The organism is Dietzia sp. 111N12-1 (assembly GCF_001658045.1).
GTDB classification, from domain to species: domain Bacteria; phylum Actinomycetota; class Actinomycetes; order Mycobacteriales; family Mycobacteriaceae; genus Dietzia; species Dietzia kunjamensis.
On the sequence record NZ_LSSV01000038.1, the window covers coordinates 1 to 21,292 of the forward strand.

Annotated in this window: 21 protein-coding genes; 5 read left to right on the forward strand and 16 right to left on the reverse strand. The window is 67.6% G+C overall.

The window, feature by feature from the left end; genetic code table 11:
- Positions 1-305, forward strand: a 305-nt coding sequence (locus tag AYO52_RS19275; protein ID WP_371517574.1) for a transposase, incomplete at its 5' end; no start/stop codon positions are given.
- Here AYO52_RS19275 and AYO52_RS09805 read toward each other — a convergent pair.
- From AYO52_RS09805 to AYO52_RS09830, 6 genes are all read right to left on the reverse strand, one after another.
- The gene (locus tag AYO52_RS09805; protein ID WP_043566441.1) at positions 249-1,001 is read right to left on the reverse strand and encodes a TetR/AcrR family transcriptional regulator; all 753 of its coding nucleotides are present in this window, start codon (positions 999-1,001) and stop codon (positions 249-251) included. The genes AYO52_RS19275 and AYO52_RS09805 overlap by 57 nt on opposite strands.
- A gap of 84 nt (positions 1,002-1,085) precedes the next feature.
- The gene (locus tag AYO52_RS09810; RefSeq protein WP_007627572.1) at positions 1,086-2,003 is read right to left on the reverse strand and encodes an alpha/beta fold hydrolase; all 918 of its coding nucleotides are present in this window, start codon (positions 2,001-2,003) and stop codon (positions 1,086-1,088) included.
- A complete protein-coding gene (locus AYO52_RS09815; protein ID WP_007627570.1) occupies positions 1,993-3,063 on the reverse strand; it encodes a ferredoxin--NADP reductase in 1,071 nt (356 codons plus the stop codon). The genes AYO52_RS09810 and AYO52_RS09815 overlap by 11 nt, the downstream gene beginning before the upstream one ends.
- Complete coding sequence (locus tag AYO52_RS09820) at positions 3,060-3,929, reverse strand: SDR family oxidoreductase (RefSeq protein WP_067716550.1); 870 nt, start codon at positions 3,927-3,929, stop codon at positions 3,060-3,062. Before AYO52_RS09820 ends, AYO52_RS09815 begins: the two co-directional genes overlap by 4 nt.
- Before the next feature lie 40 nt (positions 3,930-3,969).
- Positions 3,970-5,508: an NAD(P)/FAD-dependent oxidoreductase gene (locus AYO52_RS09825; protein WP_067716553.1), complete on the reverse strand. Its 1,539-nt coding sequence runs from the start codon at positions 5,506-5,508 to the stop codon at positions 3,970-3,972.
- 161 nt (positions 5,509-5,669) lie between these two features.
- A complete protein-coding gene (locus tag AYO52_RS09830) occupies positions 5,670-6,638 on the reverse strand; it encodes a diiron oxygenase (RefSeq protein ID WP_067716556.1) in 969 nt (322 codons plus the stop codon).
- A 133-nt stretch (positions 6,639-6,771) separates the two neighbouring features.
- Here AYO52_RS09830 and AYO52_RS09835 point away from each other — a divergent pair, with 133 nt between their 5' ends.
- A complete protein-coding gene (locus AYO52_RS09835) occupies positions 6,772-7,113 on the forward strand; it encodes a DUF4873 domain-containing protein (RefSeq protein ID WP_007627564.1) in 342 nt (113 codons plus the stop codon).
- A 143-nt stretch (positions 7,114-7,256) separates the two neighbouring features.
- On the opposite strand, the gene AYO52_RS09840 is transcribed toward AYO52_RS09835, so the two are convergent.
- From AYO52_RS09840 to AYO52_RS09855, 4 genes are all read right to left on the reverse strand, one after another.
- Positions 7,257-8,012 carry an SDR family oxidoreductase gene (locus AYO52_RS09840; RefSeq protein ID WP_007627562.1) on the reverse strand — a complete coding sequence of 252 codons (756 nt, stop codon included), beginning with the start codon at positions 8,010-8,012 and terminating at the stop codon, positions 7,257-7,259.
- Positions 8,009-8,884 carry a DNA-formamidopyrimidine glycosylase family protein gene (locus tag AYO52_RS09845; protein WP_043566437.1) on the reverse strand — a complete coding sequence of 292 codons (876 nt, stop codon included), beginning with the start codon at positions 8,882-8,884 and terminating at the stop codon, positions 8,009-8,011. Before AYO52_RS09845 ends, AYO52_RS09840 begins: the two co-directional genes overlap by 4 nt.
- Before the next feature lie 3 nt (positions 8,885-8,887).
- Positions 8,888-9,799: a cation diffusion facilitator family transporter gene (locus tag AYO52_RS09850; RefSeq protein WP_067716558.1), complete on the reverse strand. Its 912-nt coding sequence runs from the start codon at positions 9,797-9,799 to the stop codon at positions 8,888-8,890.
- A 106-nt stretch (positions 9,800-9,905) separates the two neighbouring features.
- The gene (locus AYO52_RS09855; protein ID WP_067716981.1) at positions 9,906-14,690 is read right to left on the reverse strand and encodes an ATP-dependent helicase; all 4,785 of its coding nucleotides are present in this window, start codon (positions 14,688-14,690) and stop codon (positions 9,906-9,908) included.
- A gap of 66 nt (positions 14,691-14,756) precedes the next feature.
- Between AYO52_RS09855 and AYO52_RS09860 the strand changes: the two genes are divergently transcribed.
- The 3 genes from AYO52_RS09860 to AYO52_RS09870 are packed head-to-tail and all read left to right on the forward strand — an operon-like array spanning position 14,757 to position 16,868.
- Positions 14,757-15,506: a 3'(2'),5'-bisphosphate nucleotidase CysQ gene (locus tag AYO52_RS09860; RefSeq protein WP_007631142.1), complete on the forward strand. Its 750-nt coding sequence runs from the start codon at positions 14,757-14,759 to the stop codon at positions 15,504-15,506.
- Positions 15,507-15,534: 28 nt separating this feature from the next.
- Positions 15,535-16,335 (forward strand): thymidylate synthase, encoded by an 801-nt coding sequence (locus AYO52_RS09865; RefSeq protein WP_067716561.1) that lies wholly within the window; start codon positions 15,535-15,537, stop codon positions 16,333-16,335.
- A gap of 17 nt (positions 16,336-16,352) precedes the next feature.
- Positions 16,353-16,868 carry a dihydrofolate reductase gene (locus tag AYO52_RS09870; RefSeq protein ID WP_007631135.1) on the forward strand — a complete coding sequence of 172 codons (516 nt, stop codon included), beginning with the start codon at positions 16,353-16,355 and terminating at the stop codon, positions 16,866-16,868.
- Here the strand turns inward: AYO52_RS09870 and AYO52_RS09875 are convergent.
- From AYO52_RS09875 to AYO52_RS09900, 6 genes are all read right to left on the reverse strand, one after another.
- Positions 16,865-17,503, reverse strand: a complete 639-nt coding sequence (locus AYO52_RS09875; protein ID WP_067716564.1) for a DUF1707 domain-containing protein — start codon at positions 17,501-17,503, stop codon at positions 16,865-16,867. The two genes, AYO52_RS09870 and AYO52_RS09875, sit on opposite strands and share 4 nt — an antisense overlap.
- Before the next feature lie 13 nt (positions 17,504-17,516).
- Positions 17,517-17,903, reverse strand: a complete 387-nt coding sequence (locus AYO52_RS09880; RefSeq protein ID WP_007631133.1) for a DUF302 domain-containing protein — start codon at positions 17,901-17,903, stop codon at positions 17,517-17,519.
- Between the two features lie 88 nt (positions 17,904-17,991).
- Positions 17,992-18,318: a metal-sensitive transcriptional regulator gene (locus AYO52_RS09885; RefSeq protein WP_235027768.1), complete on the reverse strand. Its 327-nt coding sequence runs from the start codon at positions 18,316-18,318 to the stop codon at positions 17,992-17,994.
- A 143-nt stretch (positions 18,319-18,461) separates the two neighbouring features.
- Positions 18,462-19,583, reverse strand: coding sequence for an NDMA-dependent alcohol dehydrogenase (locus AYO52_RS09890; protein ID WP_007631130.1), 1,122 nt, complete (start codon positions 19,581-19,583; stop codon positions 18,462-18,464).
- Between the two features lie 159 nt (positions 19,584-19,742).
- Complete coding sequence (trxA, locus tag AYO52_RS09895; RefSeq protein WP_007631129.1) at positions 19,743-20,126, reverse strand: thioredoxin; 384 nt, start codon at positions 20,124-20,126, stop codon at positions 19,743-19,745.
- 181 nt (positions 20,127-20,307) lie between these two features.
- The gene (locus AYO52_RS09900) at positions 20,308-21,237 is read right to left on the reverse strand and encodes an alpha/beta fold hydrolase (protein WP_050797185.1); all 930 of its coding nucleotides are present in this window, start codon (positions 21,235-21,237) and stop codon (positions 20,308-20,310) included.
- Positions 21,238-21,292 lie beyond the last annotated feature (55 nt).

Genomic DNA, 21,292 nt, shown 5'->3' on the forward strand with positions numbered 1-21,292 from the left:
CCGGGCACCCGGGCCGCCAGACTCACGCCCGCGGCGGGGACGGAAACCATTGCAATGGCTCGAGCCGGAAGACGGTGGCGACCGAGGTCGGCCCGGTCGAGATCGACCAGCCGCGCGATCGTCAGGGCTCGTTCGTCTCGCAACTGGTGCCCAAGGGCGCCCGGCACGCACTAATTCCCGACGGCAACGCAAAGAACCGATCGAATCGCGCCGCCACTGGCAAAATAAGTGGTTCGGCGAATGGCGGGTCAGTCCGCTTCGAGGCGGGACGCGAAACCGGGATCGCTGAATGGCAGACCACGTGAGAAGGCGACGTCTACGGTTGCGGCCGCGCCGTTGATGATTCCCCACGTCGTCTCTGATAGGTGTGCGGTGAAAAACTTGTCGTCCACCCCTTGCTCACGACCGCTGTCGATCCACCACTGAGTCGCAGATAGACCAAAACCCAGAATGGACGCGACGGCTAAGGGAATGACTGACGTATTTGCGTGGACACGCTGCAGACTTTCAGTGAACCGATCGGCGACGACCTCCATCACCGATCTCAGTTGGTCAGCAACTCCGCCGTTTCCCGATCCGGAGTATTGAAACAAGTGATTCGCCATAAGGTATCTGACGACCGCGGGATATTGCCCGACGAGCGCGACGTAGCTCTGGACGGCCGAGCGAACCAGGTCGTCGACCGGAGCATGATCTTGCTCGGCGAGAATTGTGACTTGCGCCGACTCCCACATCAACGCACCGAGTTTCGCCGCCACCGCCCCGTTCAAGCCCGCTTTGTCGCCGAAGTAGCGGTACAGCTTCGGTTTAGATACACCGGCCTCCGCAGCGATGTCGTCCATGCTGACGCTTGCGCCATAGCGTTCGATGGTCCGTATGGCCGCGTCGACCAGCTGTGCGCGTACCGCGACCCGATGCTCATCCCAACGGGTGCTGCGGGCATCCCTCACCCGACGCTGCACCTGAGATGGTGCGGAGGAAACTCGGCGGACGACTGACATTCTGGGAGTAACCATACCGGAAGTCCCTCCCCAAGCGTTCATCAGCTCATGTGCGTTCGGTCATAGGTATCGACGGTTCGAGAGTCAACTTTCTACCGTGACTGCGTCCAGTCGCGCCGTCGCTTCGTTGAAATCGTTCGGTGCCTCCATGTTGGTCATGTGACCGATCTGCGGCAACGTCACGAAATCGTGCAACCGACCGCGCTGCTGCAGTCGTTCGGCGAGATCGATGGAATGAACCTCGGGTGTCAACTTGTCGGCAGAGCCCACGATCACTGTCGTCGGAACCGCCAGTGAGTCGACTCCTTTGCTGACGTCGATGGTGGCCAGGACCTTGCCCCACATCCCGCGCACCACAGGGGGGCACTGCAGTACTATGTCGGAACACTCAGCTACAACGTCGGCCGGCGCGTGCGGACCCAGCGTCCCGTATTTCACCAAACGTCGGTTGAAACGAGTGTCAGGCATCTCCGGTCCCGCGATGGCGAGCCCGGCTGCGAAGGCCCGCTCCAATGAGGCGCGGAATCGACGTGGCGACCCAATTAACGTCGATCTACTCACCAACTGGGAGGAGCCGGTGCTCGCCAAGACGGCACCGCGGGATAGGAGGGGCACCGACTCCGGGTGCTCGGCAGCCCAACCCATGATGGACATCCCGCCCATACTGTGACCGGTCACCAATGCCTTACGACTCGACGTGACGACCGCGCGCAAGACAGCCTCGAGATCGTCGCCGAGCAACGACGAAGAGAAGGGGGTGTGACCCCGGTCGCTCCAGCCGTGCCCTCGTTGGTCATACACCACCACACGGTGCGTGTTGGCGAAGTGTTCGATCTGAGGTCTCCAGAACCGACCGTGGCAAGCCCACCCGTGGCTGAACACCAACAGCGGCGCATCATCACCCAGCCCGTACTCCTCGACGAACAGCCTCGTGCCGTCACTGGAGAGAACCTCCCGCGACCGCCGCGACTGTAGGCCGGCTCCCGAAGAGTCAGAGGTCATCGAAGCTCACCGTCACAGCGTCGGTGAGCGGAAGTGACTGGCACGCGAGTCGCTCACCGTCCTCAATGTCGTCGTCGACGAGGATGTTGTTTTGCACCATGTCGACATCGCCCTCGATGAGCTTGCACACACACGCACTGCATGCGCCCTCTCGGCACGAGTACGGGGCGTTGTGCCCTCGGGAGAGCAGCACATCGAGCAGCGGCGTGTTACGCGGCCACTCCGTGGTGATGCACTCTCCGTTGAGGTAGACCGTGGCCGTAGCTACACCCTCGTCGTCACTGAGTCGACGCAGTGTGGCGGTGTCGAACGGGTCACCCGCCAGGGACTGGAACACCTCCCGATGTACATCCGAATGGTCCACTCCACACGCGGCGGCAGACCTTTCCACCAGATCCATGAAGGGGGAAGGGCCGCACGTGAAGATCGCCGATCCCTTGTGATCACGAATAATCTTCTCGACAGCCTCGGATGTGGGGATCCCGTTCTCCGACTCAAGCCAGTCAACCAAAGTGAACCGCTCGGCGAATTCGGATCTGATCTGCTGAAGCTGGCGCTCGTACATGATCGAATCGGCGTCACGGTTCGCGTAGAACAGGACGACTTCCCCACTGCCCGACACCAGTGCCGACTTCACCAGCGACAGGACCGGCGTGATGCCGCTTCCGCCGGCGAAGAAAAGCATGTCGACGTCGAGGCTCTTAGCGGTAAACTTTCCCGACGGCGTGAGTACGGTCACCTCCATGCCGACGCAGACGTTGTCGCACAACCAGTTCGACGCATATCCCCCGGCGGTGCGCTTCACCCCGATCTCGAGGCGGAAGTCATCGACATGAGGTGAACTGCTCAGCGAATAGCATCGTGCGACGTGGCCCGTCTGGTCGGACGGGATCTTCAGCGTGATGAACTGCCCGGGAAGGTGCTTGAAATCGTCGACGATCTCGTCAGGCACTTCGAAGGCGATGCTCACGGAGTCCTTGGTCTCTTGCACGACCTCCGACACGGTCAGCGTCCGCGACCGCGCGGTGGTGCCCGGCCGACTCTCCTGCTCAACGGTCATGTGATGATCCCCCGCTTGCGGGCCAAGGCGTAGCCCGCGCGTGTGACAGGCGCAGAGATGTCCTGGTAGCGCGGACCCACAACGCGTGCGACAAAGTCGAAACCCCGTGCGTCTGCGCCGATCAACACGCGGGGCTTCTTCTTGTCCATTCCCTTGAGGATGGTGGACGCCGCTTTCTCCGGAGTGGTCCTGGCGATGTTGTTGAACATCGAGGCAATGGTGGCGGTATCTGCCCCCATATCGGATACACCCCGAGCGTTGTTGACGATATTGGTCTTGACGCCACCGGGGTGAACGCATGTCACCGTGACCGGATACCGGCTGATTTTCATCTCTTGGCGAAGCGCTTCGGTGAAGCCACGCACACCGAACTTCGCGGCGTTGTAGGCACTCTGACTAGGGATCCCGACCAGACCGAAGACACTGGAGGTGTTCACCAGATGACCATCACCCGAGGCGATCAGATAAGGCAGGAACGCCTTCGTCCCGTTGACGACACCACCGAAGTTGATACCCATCAGCCAGTCGAAGTCCTCCCAGGACATATCGACGACGTCGGTGCCGAGGGCGACGCCGGCATTGTTGAACACCATGTTGACGCGCCCGAAAAACGACTGGACGCTATCTGCGTAATCCTGGAACGCAGCACGATCTGCCACGTCCAACACGGCGGTCTCAACCGTCACCCCATGCGCGGCACGGCACATGTCCGCCGTCTCCTTGAGATGCACCTCGTCGACGTCGGACAAGGCAAGGCTGGCCCCGTGTCCGGCCAATTGCAGGGCAAGGGACCGGCCGATCCCTGAGGCGGCTCCCGTGACGACCGCGACCTGGGTCGCGTAACGGCCTGCTGTCGAACTACTCACTGTCGCGTACCCACTTCTCCGATGACCTACGGCTGGACTGTCAGGCAATCTCGTACTCGGCGGACTCGAAGTCTTTCGTCGCTCGCCAGTACTGCCAGGTGAACCCGGGCCACACCGTACGGTTGACACCCTGCGAGTCCAGATACCAGCTCGTACATCCGCCGTTGGTCCACACGCCCTTGGCGAGCTTGTGCTGGATGTCCTTGTTGAAGTGTTCTTGAACCTCGGGCCGCACATCAACGCGCTGCGCACCCCGACTATCGACGGCGTCGATGGCCTTGATGATGTACTTGATCTGCTGCTCGATCATGAATACGACAGAGTTGTGCCCAAGACCCGTGTTAGGTCCGAGCAGGAAGAACAGGTTCGGGAAACCCTCGGTGGTGATGCCGAGATGGGTGTTGATGCCCGTTTCGTGCCAGTGCGACGGCAGGTCCTCGCCCCCCGCGCCCTTGAGCGCGAGTTGATCGAACCCGTCCGTGACATGGAACCCTGTGGCATAGATGATCACATCCACAGGATGCGACACGCCGTCAGCGGTGACGATCGAATCCGCGGTAACCTTCTCGATCCGATCGCTGATCACTGTCGTGTTGGGCGCAGCCAGCGCAGGATAATAGTCGTTCGATCCCAGGATGCGCTTACATCCGATGCGGTACGACGGCATCAACTTCCGGCGCAACTCAGGGTCGGTGATGGAACGTTCGATGTTCCACTTCGCCACCTTCTCGATTGGCCGCATAAGGTTGGAATGGCCGTTGAGCCCGAAGGCCAGGCTCTCTGCGCCCCAGTAGACCGACCACCGAGCGAGGCGGCGAGTAATCGGGACCGTGCTGAGCAGGGTACGAAGTGCCCCCGGCACCGCGAAGTTCTTGCGCGGAAGTACCCAAGCCGGGGTTCGCTGGAAGACCGTGAGCGTGCCAGCCTCCTTCTGCACGAACGGCACGAACTGAATCGCGCTGGCACCGGTGCCAATGACGGCCACCCGCTTGCCCTGGAGATCCACCGTGTGGTCCCACCTCGCCGAATGGAACGCCTGACCGGCGAACCCGTCGATTCCGGGGATGTTCGGAAAATTCGGGACGTGCAGAGCGCCAACACCGGACACGACGTACTGCGCGACGTACTCCCGGCCCGACTCGGTACGCAGGTGCCACCGGGATTCAGACTCACTCCAATATCCGGAGACCAGCTTCTGCCCGAAGTGGATCTTCTGGGTGATACCACGCTTGTCGGATATACCCTTCAGGTACTGCTCGATCTCGGGCTGCGAGGACCACACCTTCGACCAGCTACCGCGGCTCTCGAACGAGTAGGAGTACATCAGCGACGGTACATCGCACGCGCATCCCGGATAGGTGTTGTCGCGCCACGTCCCACCGACGGAGTCGGCCTTCTCTAGCACGATGAAATCGTTGTACCCGCGTCGGCGGAGCTGCACGGCCATACCGAGGCCGGAGAAACCGCTGCCGACGATGAGGACCTTGGTAGTGATCGGTTCGGTCGTTCCCGGGTCGGTCGTTCCCGGGTCTGTCGCCGTGACGGCGCGCGATGCGCGCTTGGTGTTGGAGGACGGCATTAAGTTACAATCTCCTGATCAAAGTACAGCAAACGGACCTGCACGGCGCGGGGACGCGTGACAGGTGTGGGGAATGTCATCCGCCCGAGCCCCCGAACGGAGAGATCCGGACGTGGTGTCGGGCGGATGGGCCGGCGGGCGCCCGGACCGGTCCGGGCGGGTCAGCGCAGATCGTCGGGCAGGCTGCGCGTTGCGCGCCACATCGCCATCGTGAACTTCCCCTCCACCATCCCGGCCTCGTGGAAGAACCGGATCATCGGCTCGGACATGAACTGCAAGTTGACACGATAATTCGGGCTCGTCTGCTGCGCCCACAGGCCGCGCAGACGGCCGATTCCGACAGCGGGGTACACCTTCGGATTGATGAGCAACGGGTACGCAAAGTTCGCAATGACCGCCAACGTGCCTCGATGCCAAGCGCGCGAGATGCGTCCGCGACGCTGCATGCCCTCCACCATGTCCAGCCGCGCGAACGTGATGTGGCGGGCCTCTTCGAGAACGTGGATCTTCATGAGCTGGCGCAGATGCGGCTGCATCTTCGGGTCATTCATCGCCTCACGCTGAGCGCGGTCGAGGATCTCCTCGATGAGCAGTGTCGCGCCGGACACAGACGGGCCGAGAGGCACAAAGTGCAAGATCTTCGCGAAGCCCAAGAACCCCCTCGGCAACTTGTACGGCGCCACGCCCGTCTTGTTGATCAGCTGGGCGAACATCGTCGAGTGACGTGCCTCATCGCCGATCTCGTTAAGGGCGTAGAGGGACCTTTGATCTGTCAGGGCGCCTTTGGCAGACGTTCGGAGCAGCGCCGAACTGAGCAGATTCTCGGCGTAGATCCCGAAGCTGAGAATACTGACGATCTCGTGGCGCCCGAGTTCCACCTTCTGCTCATCGCTCATCCTCTCCCACAGCTTGGTGCCGTAGAGCGAGACCCGATGCTCTGGCAGGAAGTACTTTCCTTCCTCCCAGGGCGAATCCCAATCGATGTCGATCTCCGCGTCATAAAATTTTTCGGCCGCCGCCCGCAGCAGTCGGCCGGCAGATCTCTGCATGTCGACGGGCTTGCGGGCGCTGACACGCGCAACGCCTTCCGTCGAGAGGCCGGACTTGTTCTCCACATTTTGAACAGTCATGTGACACCTCCGTTGTGTTCCGGGCCGAGCCGAGTCCCGACTCCATAGCCCATACTCTGGGTACCCGATACTGCTAGTATCTCCGCCAGTGAGTTCTTTTGTCAACGTTTGATGTGAAGAAAGGGAGCCCTGCGTGTCTGACGACCACGAGCTCGACTACTCCGGCGAGGGCACCCTGGTGTGCCGTGGCAAGGAGATTGCTGTCGAGGTGAAGATCAAAGGCTATTTCCAGCCCCTCAACGGCTTTTACACCTGGTACGGCAGGATCGACAAGAATGATGCGCTCGACGCCCTCCTCGCGGGCAGGCGCACAGTGGCCGTCTTCATAACACCAGAGGGACGCGCCGAGTGCCTCGTGGGCGATCCTGATTTCTGGGACCGCTACCGCATCTCGGGCACGAGCAGGCCGCCGTACCACATCCCCACCACGCTCGAAGAAGTGGAGGCGATAGCAGAGAGTGAACACCACAGCTGACCGACCCGCGCAGCCGCCTGGGGGCGTTCCCCCCACGTCCAGTCCTAGGAGCGTGGGTCAGGCCGGCGTTCCGCAGAATTCGGGGGTTACGGGGTTCGACGAACTCATCGACCCACCACCGTTCTAGGCCGAGCGCGCACAGCTCACACGAAGCGGCGGCTGACCTTCTCCGGCAACAGCGTCAACAGCGGGCCGATGGCCTTCCACGGCTTCGCGGGAACGAGCGCGCGGGTGGGCTCTGCGTCGATCGTCTTGACCAGCGCGTCGACACCCTCGTCGAACTCGGTCATCAGCGCGGTCTTGACCGACCGGTTGATGTCCGTGCGGATGTAACCCGGCAGGATGTCGGTCACCTTGATCCGGCTGCCCGCACTGTCGAGTTCGGCGTACAGCCCCTGAGCCAGAGCGGAGACGAACGCCTTCGTGGCGCCGTAGGTGTTCTGCGCCTTCGGCATGCCCCGCAGCGAGCTCACCGACGAGATGAACACCAGGTGCCCCACGCTTCGAGTGAAGAGCAGCTCCATCGCGGCTTCGGCCTGGTTGAGCGTGCCGACCACGTTCACCATCGCGGTCTCGCGATTGGCGTGCGCCTTGCCCGTGCCAATCGAGGCGCCCTTGCCCAGGCCGGCGTTGAGCACGAACCGGTCGATCCCGCCGAGTTCGGCATCCAGCTCGCCGAACACCCGCTCGACCGCGTCGGCGTCGGCCACGTCGAGCTCGCGAACCGCGACCGTGATCGACGGGTGGGCCGCCAGCAGCTCGGAACGCAGCTCTTCCAGGCGGTCGAGACGCCGTGCACACAGTGCCAGGTTCCTGCCCTGGGCGGCCCAGCGGCGGGCCATGCCCTCGCCGAGACCAGAGCTGGCACCGGTGATCAGGATCGTCTTGCGGTCAGTCACGAGTTCTCCTCCGTTGGCGATGCGCTCAGTGTGGCACGGCGCGGCTGGCAGGACGGGCAGCGGTACGCGATGCGATCGGGCGAATCACTCGGCTCGTGCGGGTCCGCGAGGCCACCGAGGCGGAACGTCTCCACCCGGGTCCCGCACCTGCGGCACGGCCTACCGTCACGGCCGTACACCCATAACTCGCGCCCACGCCGGGTCTCGCCGGTGGTCACGCGCACAACGCGGTTGGCGTTGGCGACCAGCATCTTGCGCGCGAGCGTGACCGTGGCGCCGAGATCCGGCCCGACCTCGACGGGATCCCGCGGATCCACCCCACGCAGAAAACACAGTTCGGCGCGGTAGATGGTGCCTATCCCGGCCAGATTGCGTTGGTCGAGCAGGGCCTCGCCGATCGTGCGCCCCGGCCGCTCCCGGATACGCCGCACGGCCTCGGCGGTACTCGCGACCGGATCCCAGTCCGCGTCCAACAGGTCGGGACCGAGATGCTCGACGGCGCCGTCGGCCTCGGCGGGTGTCAGTGCGCGCAGCAGTCCGAGTTCGGTGCCCACCACCTCGGTGTCGCCCGCGCGGAGGACCAGCCGGACGGTGTGCGCGGGGAACCGCCACCGCTCCCCCGCGCGCAACACATGGATGCGGCCCTCCATCTTGAGGTGGATGTGGAGGGTGACCGGATCGCGCCCCTGGCCATCGGGGCCGACGACGACGAGGAGGTGCTTTCCCCGGGACCGGGCTGCCTCAACGGTCCTGCCGCGGAGGTCGACCGCGGCGAACCTCGGCACCCGGAGCTCGGTCCTGTCCATGGTCCGCCCGGCGAGCGCAGCGCGGACCCGCGCCGCGGCTCTGTGGACCGTGTCGCCTTCGGGCACTGCTCACCATCCCAGTTCGTGACACCCGCCGGTACGGGCGGTCTCGATCTGCACGGTCACGTGCTCGACTCCGTGTCCCTCCAGCAGAACGCGCCGGGCGTCGCCGAGCACCTCGGCGTGGTCGGCACCCGGGTCGACCACCAGGTGCACAGTCCCCACGTCCATGCCGGAAGTCAGGGTCCACAAGTGCAGGTCGTGGACCTCCTCGACACCCCGCAACTCCCCGAGCTGCGCCTCCACCGCCCCGGGATCGACGTCGGCCGGAGCGTGCTGGGCGAGGACGGCGAGCACCTGTCGACCGAGCGCCACCGCCCGGATCACGACGAATACGGCGATAGCCACCGCCACCACCAGGTCCCACACCGTCGAACCGGTGACCCGCATGAGCAGCGCGGCCGCGATCACCCCGACCGAACCGGCCGCGTCGGCGAGCACCTCGAGGTACGCGCCGCGGACCGCCAGACTCTCGGTGGAGCCACTGCGCAGCAGCAGCAGGGAGACCACGTTGATGACGAGCCCCAGCACGCCGACGAGCAGCATCGTCCCGGTGGCGACGGGAGCGTCGGAACCGAGCCGGCTGACGGCTTCGACCAGCACGTACCCGCCCATGCTGAGCATGATGAGCACGGCCAGGCCGGAGGCGAAGATCGCCCCGCGGTAGCGGCCGAACGTCCGGCGGCCTGTCCCGTCGGGCCGGGCGGCGATGATCGTCGCCAGCAGGGCCGCACCGAGCGCCACCACGTCCGCGCCCATGTGCCCGGCGTCGGACAGCAGGGCGAGGGAACCGGAGACCAGTCCCGCGACCAGTTCGACGACGAAGAATGCCGCCGTCAGGACGAAAGCAGTAGCGAGCCGCGCCCGGTAGCGGGCACCGGCATGGCCGGAGGGTCGACCGTGAGCATGACCCGCACCCATGTGACATCCCCCCTTCCCAACATATGCACTAATGCGCATATTCTAACTACTCGTCGGGGCGGTCTCAAGAAATCGTCTCACGGGTCGGCCGCCCGGTCGGCGTCGCCTAGCCTCGGATGCGCAGACCCTGGGGGGTGATACCGAACCCGGCGCTCTCGAAGGCGGCGGCGTGGGGTGAGGTGTGGACGGCCTCGCCGCCGAGGGTCGTGACCGTGAGCGTGCCGACCGCGCCCGATCTCACAGTGCCGGCGAGCGCGGCGGCGGCGAGGGGGACGGCGTCGACTCTGTCGTCGAGAACCAGGATGGTCCGCCCTCCGCGCTCGACGAACAGCACGCACACGCCGTCGACCAGCACCACCAGGGCGCCCGCCTTGCGGCCGGGACGGTGTCCGGACGCGGTCCCGGCCCCTGCGCCAGCCCCTGCGACGGCCTCTGCGCCGACCCCGTCGCCGGTCATCCTGCCGGCCGGCCAGGGCAGGGCCGCGCCGTAGGGGTTCGCAGGGTCGGTCGCGGCGAGCACCCGGACCGTAGGCTCGTCGGCACCGGAGGGCCAGTGCGCGTCGTCGGCGGTGTCGTCGAACGTCCGCAGCCGGTCGATGGTGTTTCCGGCGGCGAACTGGGCGGCGCCGAGGCCGTCGACGAAGTAGCCGCGGCGGCAGCGGCCGGAGTCCTCCATCTGTGCCAGTACCTTGTACACGGCTGCGAACCCGCCGGGGATCTCCTCGGCCTCCACCGCGCCCCGGGTCACCACGCCGTGACGCAGCAGGAGGGTCTCGGCCCAGGCGTGAGCGCGCAGCGTCACGTCGGTGACCGGCTCCGGCACGAGCGACCAGCGGCCGGCGAGCACGGGCGGCGTCCTCGTCCCGGCGGCCACCGCGCCGTTGAGTTGGGCCATCGTGGTCCTGCCCAGGCGGGCACGGCGTGGACGGGCGGAGGATCGGGCCGAGCGGTGCGCGGTGCCCGACCCCGACGACCCGCCGCCGGCCAGTACGGCGCGCAGCGGGGCGAGGGTGTCGTTGGTGACCACACCGTCCCACACCAGGTCCCACAGGGCGTCGCGGACCGCGGCCTCGGTGATGACCGGCGCGGCGTCGGTGGGCGCGGCGTCGGCGGGTGCGGCGTCGATGGGCGCGGCGGCCTCCTTCACCCTGGCCACGATGTCGCGGAAGAACAGGGCTCCGCCGCGCAGGGAGTCGACGACGGCGAGATGGACCGGCCCCTCCGGCTGCGGTCGCTCGAGGGGCAGGGTGGCGCCGGCCGAATCCGCCGGATGCAGCGAGACCCAGCCGTCGCGGGACCCCGCACGTCCACGCCCGCTCCAGACCACCTCTCCCCCGGCGAGGAGTTCGTCGAGCATCGCCGGGGAGTAGTCCCGCACGCGCGGCGCCAGAATCAGTGGTTCGAGAGCCGATGCCGGCAGAGCGAGGCCGTCGAGTTGCTCGATCACCGCGAGCACCCCGTCCACGCCGGACTCTGCGCCCGCGTGGGAGCCGGTGGCGGAACCACCGGCGCCGGAGCCGGCCCCGGTGCCGAGGCTCTGCCAGCCGGGCAGGAAGCGGCCAAGTGCGGAGTGTGACACGGGTTCGATCTGGGAGCGCAGTGCGGCGAGGGAGCGGCGGCGGATGTGGTGTAGGACCTCGGCATCGCACCACTCGGGCCCGGTCGCGCCCGGGCGGAACTCCCCGGCCAGCAGCACACCGGAGGAGGTGAGCCGGTCGAGCACACCGCGCGCGACGGCCACCCCCAGTCCGAAACGCCCGGCGACGGCGTCGGCGGTGAACGGACCGTGCGTGCGCGCGTACCGACGGATGAGCTCGCCGAGCGGGTCCTCGACATCGCCGAGGAACGCCGAGGGCACCCCGGGCGGCGGCGGCACCCCCAGACCGTCCCGGAGTCTGGCCACGTCCTCGACGCCGGCCCACCAGGTGCGTCCGGAGTTCTCGACGGTGACGACACGCCACGCCCCTGCCAACGTGTCGAGCCAGTCGGGCACCGCATAGGGGTCGGCGGAACGGGCGGCGATCTCCTCGGCGGTGAGCGGGCCGAGGAGCCGCAGGAGGTCCGCCACCGCCTCGGCGTCGCGGGCGGCGTGCTCGGGCTCGAGGTGCTGCAGCCGCTGTTCGATCGCGTCCAGGACCTCGGTGTCGAGCAACTCGCGCAACTCGACACGGCCGAGGAGCTGCCCGAGCAGCGACGGGTCGATCGCGAGCGCGGCGGCCCGCTTCTCGGCCAGCGGGGAGTCGCCCTCGTAGAGGAAGGCCCCGACGTAGTCGAATAGCAGCGACTGCGCGAAGGGCGAGGCGCTCGGGGTGTCCACCTCCACGATCCGCACGGAGCGCGACTCGATCTCGCCCAACAGCCGCTCCAGCGCGGGCACGTCGTATACGTCCTGCAGGCACTCGCGCACGGCCTCGAGGATCATGGGGAAATCCGGGTAGCGGCGCGCGACGTCCAGTAGCTGCGCCGACTTCTGCCGCTGCTGCCACAACGGCGCCCGCCGGCCGGGATCGAGCCGGGGGAACAGCAGCGCGCGCGCCGAGCACTCGCGGAAGCGGGAGGCGAACAGCGCGGAGCCGCCCACGTGCCGGGTGACCAGGTCCACCGCCTCCTCGGCACTGATCGCGAACGTCTCGGCTCCCGGGCGGGCGCTCACCTCGCCGTCGTCGCCCATATCCGGGACCCGGAGGATGATGCCGTCGTCGGACACCACCGGCACCGCGTCGAACCCGTGCACGGCGGCCAGCCGGGCGCGCACCGCCTCCGCCCACGGCCAGTGCACCCGCGCACCGAACGGCGAGTGCAACACGACCCGCCAGTCGCCGACCTCGTCGCGGAAACGCTCCACGACGAGGGTGGTGTCGCTGGGTACATGACCGGTGGCCTCGCGCTGTTCGGACAGGAAGCGCCGGAGATTGGTGGCGGCGTTGGCATCGAGGCCGGCGGCGTCCAGCCGGGCGGTGGCCTCCGCGTCCGTGCCGCCCGCGACCTCCCGCAGGAAGCCGCCCAGCGCGCGGCCGAGCTCGGCGGGCCGACCCTGGTCGTCACCGAGCCAGAACGGCAGCCGACCGGTGCCGCCGGGCGCGGGGGTGACCAGCACCCGGTCATGGGTGATCTCCTCGACGCGCCAGCTCGAGGCCCCGAGCGCGAACACGTCACCGACGCGGGACTCGTAGACCATCTCCTCGTCCAGCTCCCCGACACGGGTGGCCTTCTCCCCCACCATGAACACGCCGAACAGTCCGCGGTCCGGGATCGTGCCGCCCGAGGTGACGGCCAGCCGCTGGGCGCCGGGGCGGCCGGTGAGCGTCCCCGCGTCGCGGTCCCAGACCAACCGCGGCCGCAATTCCGCGAAGTCCGCCGACGGGTACTTACCGGCGAGCATGTCGAGCGTGGCCTCGAACGCCGACCGCGGCAGCCCCTGGTACGGGGCCGTGCGCCGGACGGCCGAGAACCACTCCTCCACGTCGATCGGCTCCAGCGCACACGCCGCCACCGTCTGCTGGGCCAGGACGTCGAGGGGGTTGGCGACAACCGACAACTCCTCGATCGCACCGGCGAGCATCCGCTCCACGGTCACCGCGCTGTGGACCAGGTCCGCACGGTGCTTGGGGAACACCACCGCCCGGGAGACCTCACCGACCTGGTGACCGGCACGGCCGACGCGCTGCAGCCCCGACGCCACCGACGGCGGCGACTCGACCTGCACCACCAGGTCCACCGACCCCATGTCGATGCCCAACTCGAGGGACGAGGTGGCCACCACCGCCCGGAGCCGGCCCGACTTCAACGCGTCCTCGATGAGCGCCCGGCGCTCCTTGGACACCGACCCGTGGTGCGCCATCGCCAACTCCGGCGGTGCGCCCCGCGTGACCTCCGAGGGCACCATCACCTGCGCTGGCGGCCGGGCCGGGGGCTCGGGCAGCGACCCGGGGTCGGTGTCCTCGGCGTAGATCTCGTTGAGGCGGGCGGTGAGCCGTTCGGCCAGGCGACGGGAGTTGACGAAGACGATCGTCGAGCGGTGCGCGGTGACCAGGTCCACCACCTGCCGCTCGACGTGCGGCCAGATCGACCCCTGCCCCGGCGTGCCCGCTGGTGCGGACACATCCGGGGCGGCCGAGGACAGGTCGGTCATGTCCTCCACCGGGACCCGGACGGACAGCTCGAAGCTCTTGTCCGACCGCGGTGCCACCACGGTGACCGGGCGCTCACCCGCCAGGAAGCGGGCCACCTCGGAGTGCGGCCGGACCGTCGCCGACAACCCCACCCGCTGCGCGGGCGCGTCGAGCAGCTCGTCCAGACGCTCGAGGCTCAGCGCGAGGTGCGCGCCGCGCTTGCTGCCGGCGACCGCGTGGATCTCGTCGATGATGACCGTGTCCACGTCCGTCAGGGTCTCGCGGGCGGCCGAGGTCAGCAGCAGGAACAATGACTCGGGCGTGGTGACCAGGATGTGCGGTGGCCTGGCCCGCTGGCGGCGTCGCTCGTCCGGCGGGGTGTCACCGGTCCGGATCCCCACGGTCACCTCCGGCGTCTCCGTGCCCAGCGCCGCGGCCTCCCGGGCGATCCCCGCCAGCGGAGCCCGGAGGTTACGCTCGACGTCCACGGCCAGCGCCTTGAGGGGGGAGATGTAGAGGACACGGGTGCCGGGGCCGGACGCGCGGGCACTCCCGGCCGCACTGCCCGGGTCGGGTTCGGCCGGGCCCAGGAGCAGTCCGTCGAGCGCGGCGAGGAACGCCGACAGCGTCTTGCCCGAGCCCGTCGGTGCGACGACCAGGGTGTGGGCGCCCCCGGCGAGGGCCGCCCACGCACCGGACTGCGCGGCGGTGGGCGCGCCGAACGCACCACGGAACCAGGAGGCGGTGGCCGGGTGGAACCGGTCCAGGGCGACGGACATGAACACATGATGTCGTACGGCTACGACACACGCCGAGACACGGACGTGGCTCCGTAGAGTGTGCCCATGCGCGATCTCGACGACCACGACCTGGCTTCCCACCTCGCCACCGGCATCGGGGACATCGTCCGGGGCACCCGCGCGGGCGGCCTGCTGCACGGACGTTCGCTCGCGCGTGTGGCGAACGACGTCGCCGAGGACTGGACCGGCGAGGTACTCGCCGTGCACCGACCGGACGACGGGATCCTCTCGGAGGGGGTCGCCGACGATCGCAGCCGCCTCGCCAAGTCACGGGTGTGGATCATCGACGTGATCGACGGCACCAAGGAGTTCTCCACCGGCCGGTCGGACTGGTCGGTCCACGTCGCGCTCGTCGTCGACGGCCGGCCCACCGTCGCCGCCGTCGGACTCCCCGACGCGGGCCGGGTGTTCCGGTCGGACCAGGTCGATCACGTCGACGGCCCGAGTTCGGGGGCCATGGTGATCAGTCGCAACAACCCGCCCGCCGGGATCCACGGGGCCGCCGACGAGCTCGGGCTGCACGTGCGGCCAATGGGGTCGGCCGGCGCCAAGATGCTCTCCGTCCTGCTCGGCGACGCCGACGTCTACCTTCACGCCGGCGGACAGAACGAATGGGACCAAGCGGCGCCCGTCGGCGTGGCGCTCGCCGCCGGTCTGCACGCCTCCCGGATCGACGGGTCGCCTCTCGAGTTCAACAAGTCCGACACGTACTCCCCGGACATCCTCGTGTGCCGCCCCGATCTCACCGAGAAGGTGCTCGCCGTGACGGCGGGGCACCCGGTCTGGACCGCGTGACCGGACCGCCTGAGTAGACTTGAGCGCCATGACCGTCCCCACCCCGTACGAGGACCTGCTGCGGTTGGTCCTGGAGCAGGGCGCCCCCAAGGCGGACCGCACCGGCACGGGCACGCGGAGCCTGTTCGGCCACCAGCTGCGCTACGACCTGGCGCAGGGGTTTCCGCTGATCACCACCAAGCGCGTGCACTTCAAGTCCGTGGCGTACGAGCTGCTGTGGTTCCTGCGTGGCGACTCCAACGTCGGGTGGTTGCGCGAGAACGGTGTGACGATCTGGGACGAGTGGGCGGACGCCGACGGTGAACTGGGGCCCGTGTACGGGGTGCAGTGGCGCTCGTGGCCGACCCCCGACGGTGCCCACATCGACCAGATCGCCGCGGCCGTCGAGTTGCTGAGGACCGACCCGGACTCGCGGCGCAACATCGTCTCCGCGTGGAACGTCAGCGAGTTGTCGGAGATGGCCCTGCCGCCCTGCCACCTGCTGTTCCAGTTCTACGTGGCCGACGGCAAGCTCAGCTGCCAGCTGTACCAGCGCAGCGCCGACCTCTTCCTGGGCGTGCCGTTCAACATCGCCTCCTATTCCCTGCTCACCCACATGATGGCGCAGCAGGTGGGTCTCGAAGTGGGTGAGTTCATCTGGACCGGCGGCGACTGTCACATCTACGACAACCACGTCGAGCAGGTCCGCACACAGCTCTCGCGGGAGCCGTACCCCTACCCCGAGCTGCGGCTGAACCGCGCCCCGTCGATCTTCGACTACACCTTCGAGGATTTCGAGGTCGTCGGCTACGAGCACCACCCGGGCATCAAGGCCCCGGTCGCGGTCTGATCCGGCGGACGGCTGCGGTGACCGTGCGGATGGTGTGGGCGCAGGCCCGCGGCGGGGTGATCGGTGACGGCCGAGACATGCCGTGGCACATCCCCGAGGACCTCGCGTTCTTCAAGCAGGCCACCGTCGGGCGTCCCGTGGTGATGGGCCGCGCGACGTGGGACTCGATCCCGGAGCGGTTCCGCCCCCTGCCCGGCCGTCGCAACGTCGTGTGCACGCGGGACGCCGACTGGTCGGCCGACGGCGCCGAACGCGCCGGGTCCGTGGAGCGCGCCCTGGAACTCGCAGGCCCGGAGGCCGCGGTGATGGGCGGCGGCCAGATCTACGCCGCGGCGCTGTCCGCCGCGGACGAGTGTCTGGTGACCGAGATCGACGCCGAGGCGCCGGGCGTTGTGCTGGCGCCCGAACTGGACGACGCCTGGGAACTGGTCGAGGTCGGCGAATGGATCACCGACCCACGGAGTCGGGTCGAGGGGTACGACGACGAGGTGCGGCACCGGCACACCGTGTGGCGTCGCCGGAGAATCTCCTAGAACCACTTCCAGGTCTTGGGGATCTTCTCCCCCGCGGCGAGGATCTTGATCTTCGCGCCCGCCATGAACCCGTTGATCTCGATGTCCAGGTGGGGACCGCCGTGGACGTCGTAGCGCCCCTCGTCGATCCTCAGCTCGCTCATGGTCCGGTTGCCGGTGATCGACACCGAGACCCCGGGCGGGAGAAGGATCTTGGCGTTGGCGCCCCACAGATCCAGTTGGAGGTGGGTGCGCGGGCGGTCGACGACGGCCTCTCGGGCGTCGAGGTAGATCTCACCCAGCCACGACGTCAGTCGGTAGTCGTCCGGCAGCATCCAGCGGCCCTCGCGCTTGAGGGTGTCGAAGACGGAGGTCCTCTTCTGGCTCTCGTCCACGGTGATCGCGCTGCCGGGACGGGTGGCCGGCGGCGCGGAATGCACCGGGCCGACCGGCGCCGGTCGGGCGTGCTGTGCCGGGCCGGGCCGGTCGGCGGGGAGACCGCTCAGCGCCACCTCGAGTTCCGCGGGGCAGGTCGCGGCCCAGATCTTGGCCGCTCGGTCCGAGAACTCGGCGAGCGACAACTCACCTCGCCCCACCATCGCCTCGAGGCGCCGCTGGGCCAGGGTCCGTGGGTCGTTGTCCTGCTCCGGGTTCATGCCCCCAGGTTACTCAGCGCGTGAGGTCCTTCATCATCGAGCGCATGTCGGTGGTCAGTTCGTCGGCGAGGTCCTGCAGGCCACCGGAGATGACCTGCGAGAGGAGATCCGGGTTCTGGGCCTCGATCACGCAGCCGCCGCCGGACTCGCGGATCACCACATTGCACGGGATCATCAGGGCGACGTCCTTGCTCACGTCGAACGCCTTCCCCGCGAACCCGGGATTGCAGGCGCCGAGGATGAGGACACGCTCGATGTCTTTGTCGATCTTGTTCTTCAGGGTGGCCGTGAGGTCGATCTCGTGGAGGATCCCGAACCCGCGGTCGGCGAGCGCAGCACGGGTCGCCTCCACCGCCTCGTCGAACTCCATCTCGGTGAACGTGCCGATTCCGATGTCCATGTCGACTACCTCCGGTGTCGTCGGTGCTGGTCTTGTCGGTTCTGGTCTCCGGTGTCGTCCCCCAGCCTGCCACGGCGCCGGGCGGTGGTCAGGCGAGCGAGAGGAACAGCTTCTCGAGCTCGGGCAGGTCCACCCCGTCCGCGCCGGGTTCGCCGTCGCGGGTGATGCACTCCTGGATGTTCTCGCTGATGATCTTGAACCCCGCACGGTCCAGCGCCTTGGACACCGCCGCGAGTTGGGTGACGATCTCCTTGCACGAGCGTTCCTGCTCGACCATGTCGATCACCGCGTTGAGCTGGCCGCGCGCGCGGCGCAACCTGTTGAGGACCTGCTGCCTGGGCTCGGACACAGCTTTTGCGGACACTGCTTTGTCGGACACTGCTTTGTCGGACACTGCCCGCTCGGTTTCTGACATCGTCGTGCCTCTCGTGGGTCACTGATGGTCTCGGACGGTGAAGGTGGACTGACGCGAGACCCCCGTGGGTCCACCGGATGACTCCAGTGTACCCGCGGGGGTATATTTCCGCGAGTGCCGGTTACTGTCGGCCCAGCTGACGGTCAGTCGTCGTGGACGATGATCCCGCGGACCATGCCCTCGCCGCCGCGCTCCATGATCTCGTAGCCCTCGTTGACCTGGTCGAGGGTGAAGCGGTGCGTGATGAGCTCGTCCAGCTTGAGCTGCTTCTCGTCCCACAGACGCAGGATGTTGGGGATGTCGTGGAAGGCGTTGGCGGAGCCGAAGAGCGAGCCCTTGATGACCTTCTCGTACTGCGAGACGAACAGGCCGGGCAGGGAGATCGACTGGTTGTCGAGGCCGCCCATCGAGGTGAGCACGACGACGCCGCGCTTACCGACCATGTCGGTCGCGTCGGCGGTGACCTTCGCGTCGGCCACGCCGATGGTGATGATGGCCTTCTCCGCCATCGTGCCCCAGGTCAGGCCCGGCAGCTCGGCCTTGGCCTCGTCGACGTCCGTGTAGACGTGGGTGGCGCCGAACTCCTTGGCCTTGGCCAGCTTCGACTCGTCGGTGTCGATGGCGAGGATGAACCGGGCGCCCGCGTGCTTGGCGCCCTGGATGGCGTTGATGCCGATGCCACCGATGCCGAACACTACGACGGTGTCGCCGGCCCGGACGTCGGCGGAGTAGACGGCGGAACCCCAGCCGGTGGTGACGCCACAACCCACCAGGGCCGCGACCTCGAAGGGTATCCAGTCCTGGACCTTGACCACCGAGTTCATGTTGGCCACGGTGTACTGCGAGAACGTACCCAGGGTGCACATGGCACCGGCGGTCTCGCCGTTGTCCAGTGCGAACGGGTAGCGGCCGTCGGCCATCTCACCGATGGTGCCGTTGAGGCCACCGTCGCAGAGGTTGGTCATCCCGCGCGCGCAGGCCGAACACTTGCCACAGGCAGGGATGAACGACCCCACCACGTGGTCGCCGGGCTGAACGTGGGTGACGCCGTCACCGACCGCCTCGACGACGCCCGCACCCTCGTGACCGCCGACGATCGGCAGGCGACCCGGCAGGTCGCCGCTGGTGATGTGCAGGTCCGAGTGGCAGAGGCCGGCGACCTTCCACTTGACGAGCACCTCGCCGAAGTTGGGTCCGTCGAGCTCGGCCTCGACGATCTCGAACGGCTTGCCGAGCTCTCGGACGATGGCGGCCTTGGTCTTCATTGAACTCCCTCCGGGCGCGACGGGGCGAAGCCCGTCACTGGAACGTGTTCTAGCAACGTTAGCCCCATAGGTGAACCCTGTGGGGTGGTTACCGGAACGTGTTCCGGCGGGACCCCGCCGCCGCCGTCGTCCCGTCAGGAGAGTGGATCGACCCGCCGATCAGGGCTGCGCGTCACCCTGCTGCGCCTGCGCCTCCTCGACGGCCTTGCGGACCTCGTCCATGTCGAGCCCCTTGATCTGCTCGACCAGGTCGTCCAGAGCCTGCTCCGGGATGGCACCCGAGTGGCGGAACACCGCGATGCCCTCGCGGAACGCCATGAGCGTCGGGATGGACTGGATCTGCAGCATCGCTCCGAGCTGCTGCTCGGCGTCGGTATCCACCTTGGCGAAGGTCAGCTCGGGGTTCTTGCCCGAGACCTTCTCGTAGACCGGACCGAACGCCTTGCACGGGCCACACCACTCGGCCCAGAAGTCCACCAGGACGATGTCGTTCTCGGTGACGGTCTTCTCGAACTCGGCGGTCGTGATGTCGACGGTGCTCATACGAATGCCCTCCTAGCGCGGACGGGGCGGCTCTCGTCCCGTCTCGTTACGCCGCCAGCCTACGGACAGCCCGCGCCGGCGACGACCTTCCGCGACAATCCATACCTCTGGGGGTATGAATGCCGCGCGTAGTCAGTGACAACGTCGCCGGAGGCGGGTTATTCCCAGCTCCCCCCTGGCCTCACGCCTCCCGGGACGTCTCCCGGCGGGGCGGCGAGTCGAGGACCTCGGCGAGGAACTTCTCGAGCTGGTCGAGGAAGACCGCGTTGTCGTCGCCCGCGACCATGTGCCCGGCGTCGGGCACCTCCATCGTGTACGCGTGCGGGAGCAGCCCCCGCAGGTGCCGCACCGACTCGTCACTGACGATGTCCGACGCCGAGCCCCGGATGAGCAGGGTCGGTTGCGTGATGTGCGGGACGAGCTCCTCGAAAAAGGCGTTGCCGAGTTCCGCGTTGTCGGCCGAGGCGCAACCGGCGAAGCGGGGGTCCCAGTGCCAGTGCCACCGTCCGTCCTCGCGCAGCCGGAGGTTCTTGCGCAGGCCCTCGGGATTAGGCGGTCGCTTGCGCTGCGGCTGGTAGGCGGCGATCGCGTCGGCGGCCTCCTCGAGACTGGCGAACCCGTTAAACCCGGAGCGCATGAACTCCCCGACCCGCTCGACACCCTTTGCCTCAAGCTTCGGGGTGACGTCCACCAGGACGAGCGCACGGGCGACGTCCTTGCCGGTGCCCAGCGAGAGCATCGCGGTCATCCCGCCGAGGGACGCGCCGACGATCACCGGACGCCGGGAGGGGAACCGCTCGGCGACGATCGCCTCGAGGTCCGCGGCCAGCCGGTGGATGTCGTAGTCACCCTCCGGATCCCAGTCGCTGTCCCCGTGACCACGGGCGTCCATCGCGGTGACCCTGTACCCCTCCCCCGACAGCCGGCGGGCGGCGCGGCTCCACGCGTGGCGGGTCTGGGCACCCCCGTGCAGCATGAGGATCTCCTCGACCGGGTCGAGCGAGTCGCCCGCCGGATCCACCGGATCCCACACCTCGCCGACCAGCGTGACACCGCCGTCGCGTTCCACCGTGAACTGCCGCGGTTCGCAGATCGTCTCGGTACTCGACATGTACGGGCCTCCCGGGATGCCGCCCACCCCATCGGTGGAACGTGTTCTCGTGCCG

What these genes read in the sequence shown, in the direction of transcription:
- AYO52_RS09885 (WP_235027768.1), bottom strand. Translation starts at nt 18,318, where the DNA reads ATGTCAGAAACCGAGCGGGCAGTGTCCGACAAAGCAGTGTCCGACAAA.
- AYO52_RS09890 (WP_007631130.1), bottom strand. Translation starts at nt 19,583, where the DNA reads ATGAAGACCAAGGCCGCCATCGTCCGAGAGCTCGGCAAGCCGTTCGAG.
- AYO52_RS09880 (WP_007631133.1), bottom strand. Translation starts at nt 17,903, where the DNA reads ATGGACATCGGAATCGGCACGTTCACCGAGATGGAGTTCGACGAGGCG.
- AYO52_RS09815 (WP_007627570.1), bottom strand. Translation starts at nt 3,063, where the DNA reads ATGACCGTTGAGCAGGAGAGTCGGCCGGGCACCACCGCGCGGTCGCGG.
- AYO52_RS09865 (WP_067716561.1), top strand. Translation starts at nt 15,535, where the DNA reads ATGACCGTCCCCACCCCGTACGAGGACCTGCTGCGGTTGGTCCTGGAG.
- AYO52_RS09825 (WP_067716553.1), bottom strand. Translation starts at nt 5,508, where the DNA reads ATGCCGTCCTCCAACACCAAGCGCGCATCGCGCGCCGTCACGGCGACA.
- AYO52_RS09830 (WP_067716556.1), bottom strand. Translation starts at nt 6,638, where the DNA reads ATGACTGTTCAAAATGTGGAGAACAAGTCCGGCCTCTCGACGGAAGGC.
- AYO52_RS09810 (WP_007627572.1), bottom strand. Translation starts at nt 2,003, where the DNA reads ATGACCTCTGACTCTTCGGGAGCCGGCCTACAGTCGCGGCGGTCGCGG.
- trxA (WP_007631129.1), bottom strand. Translation starts at nt 20,126, where the DNA reads ATGAGCACCGTCGACATCACGACCGCCGAGTTCGAGAAGACCGTCACC.
- AYO52_RS09860 (WP_007631142.1), top strand. Translation starts at nt 14,757, where the DNA reads ATGCGCGATCTCGACGACCACGACCTGGCTTCCCACCTCGCCACCGGC.
- AYO52_RS09900 (WP_050797185.1), bottom strand. Translation starts at nt 21,237, where the DNA reads ATGTCGAGTACCGAGACGATCTGCGAACCGCGGCAGTTCACGGTGGAA.
- AYO52_RS09875 (WP_067716564.1), bottom strand. Translation starts at nt 17,503, where the DNA reads ATGAACCCGGAGCAGGACAACGACCCACGGACCCTGGCCCAGCGGCGC.
- AYO52_RS09850 (WP_067716558.1), bottom strand. Translation starts at nt 9,799, where the DNA reads ATGGGTGCGGGTCATGCTCACGGTCGACCCTCCGGCCATGCCGGTGCC.
- AYO52_RS09805 (WP_043566441.1), bottom strand. Translation starts at nt 1,001, where the DNA reads ATGTCAGTCGTCCGCCGAGTTTCCTCCGCACCATCTCAGGTGCAGCGT.
- AYO52_RS09855 (WP_067716981.1), bottom strand. Translation starts at nt 14,690, where the DNA reads ATGTCCGTCGCCCTGGACCGGTTCCACCCGGCCACCGCCTCCTGGTTC.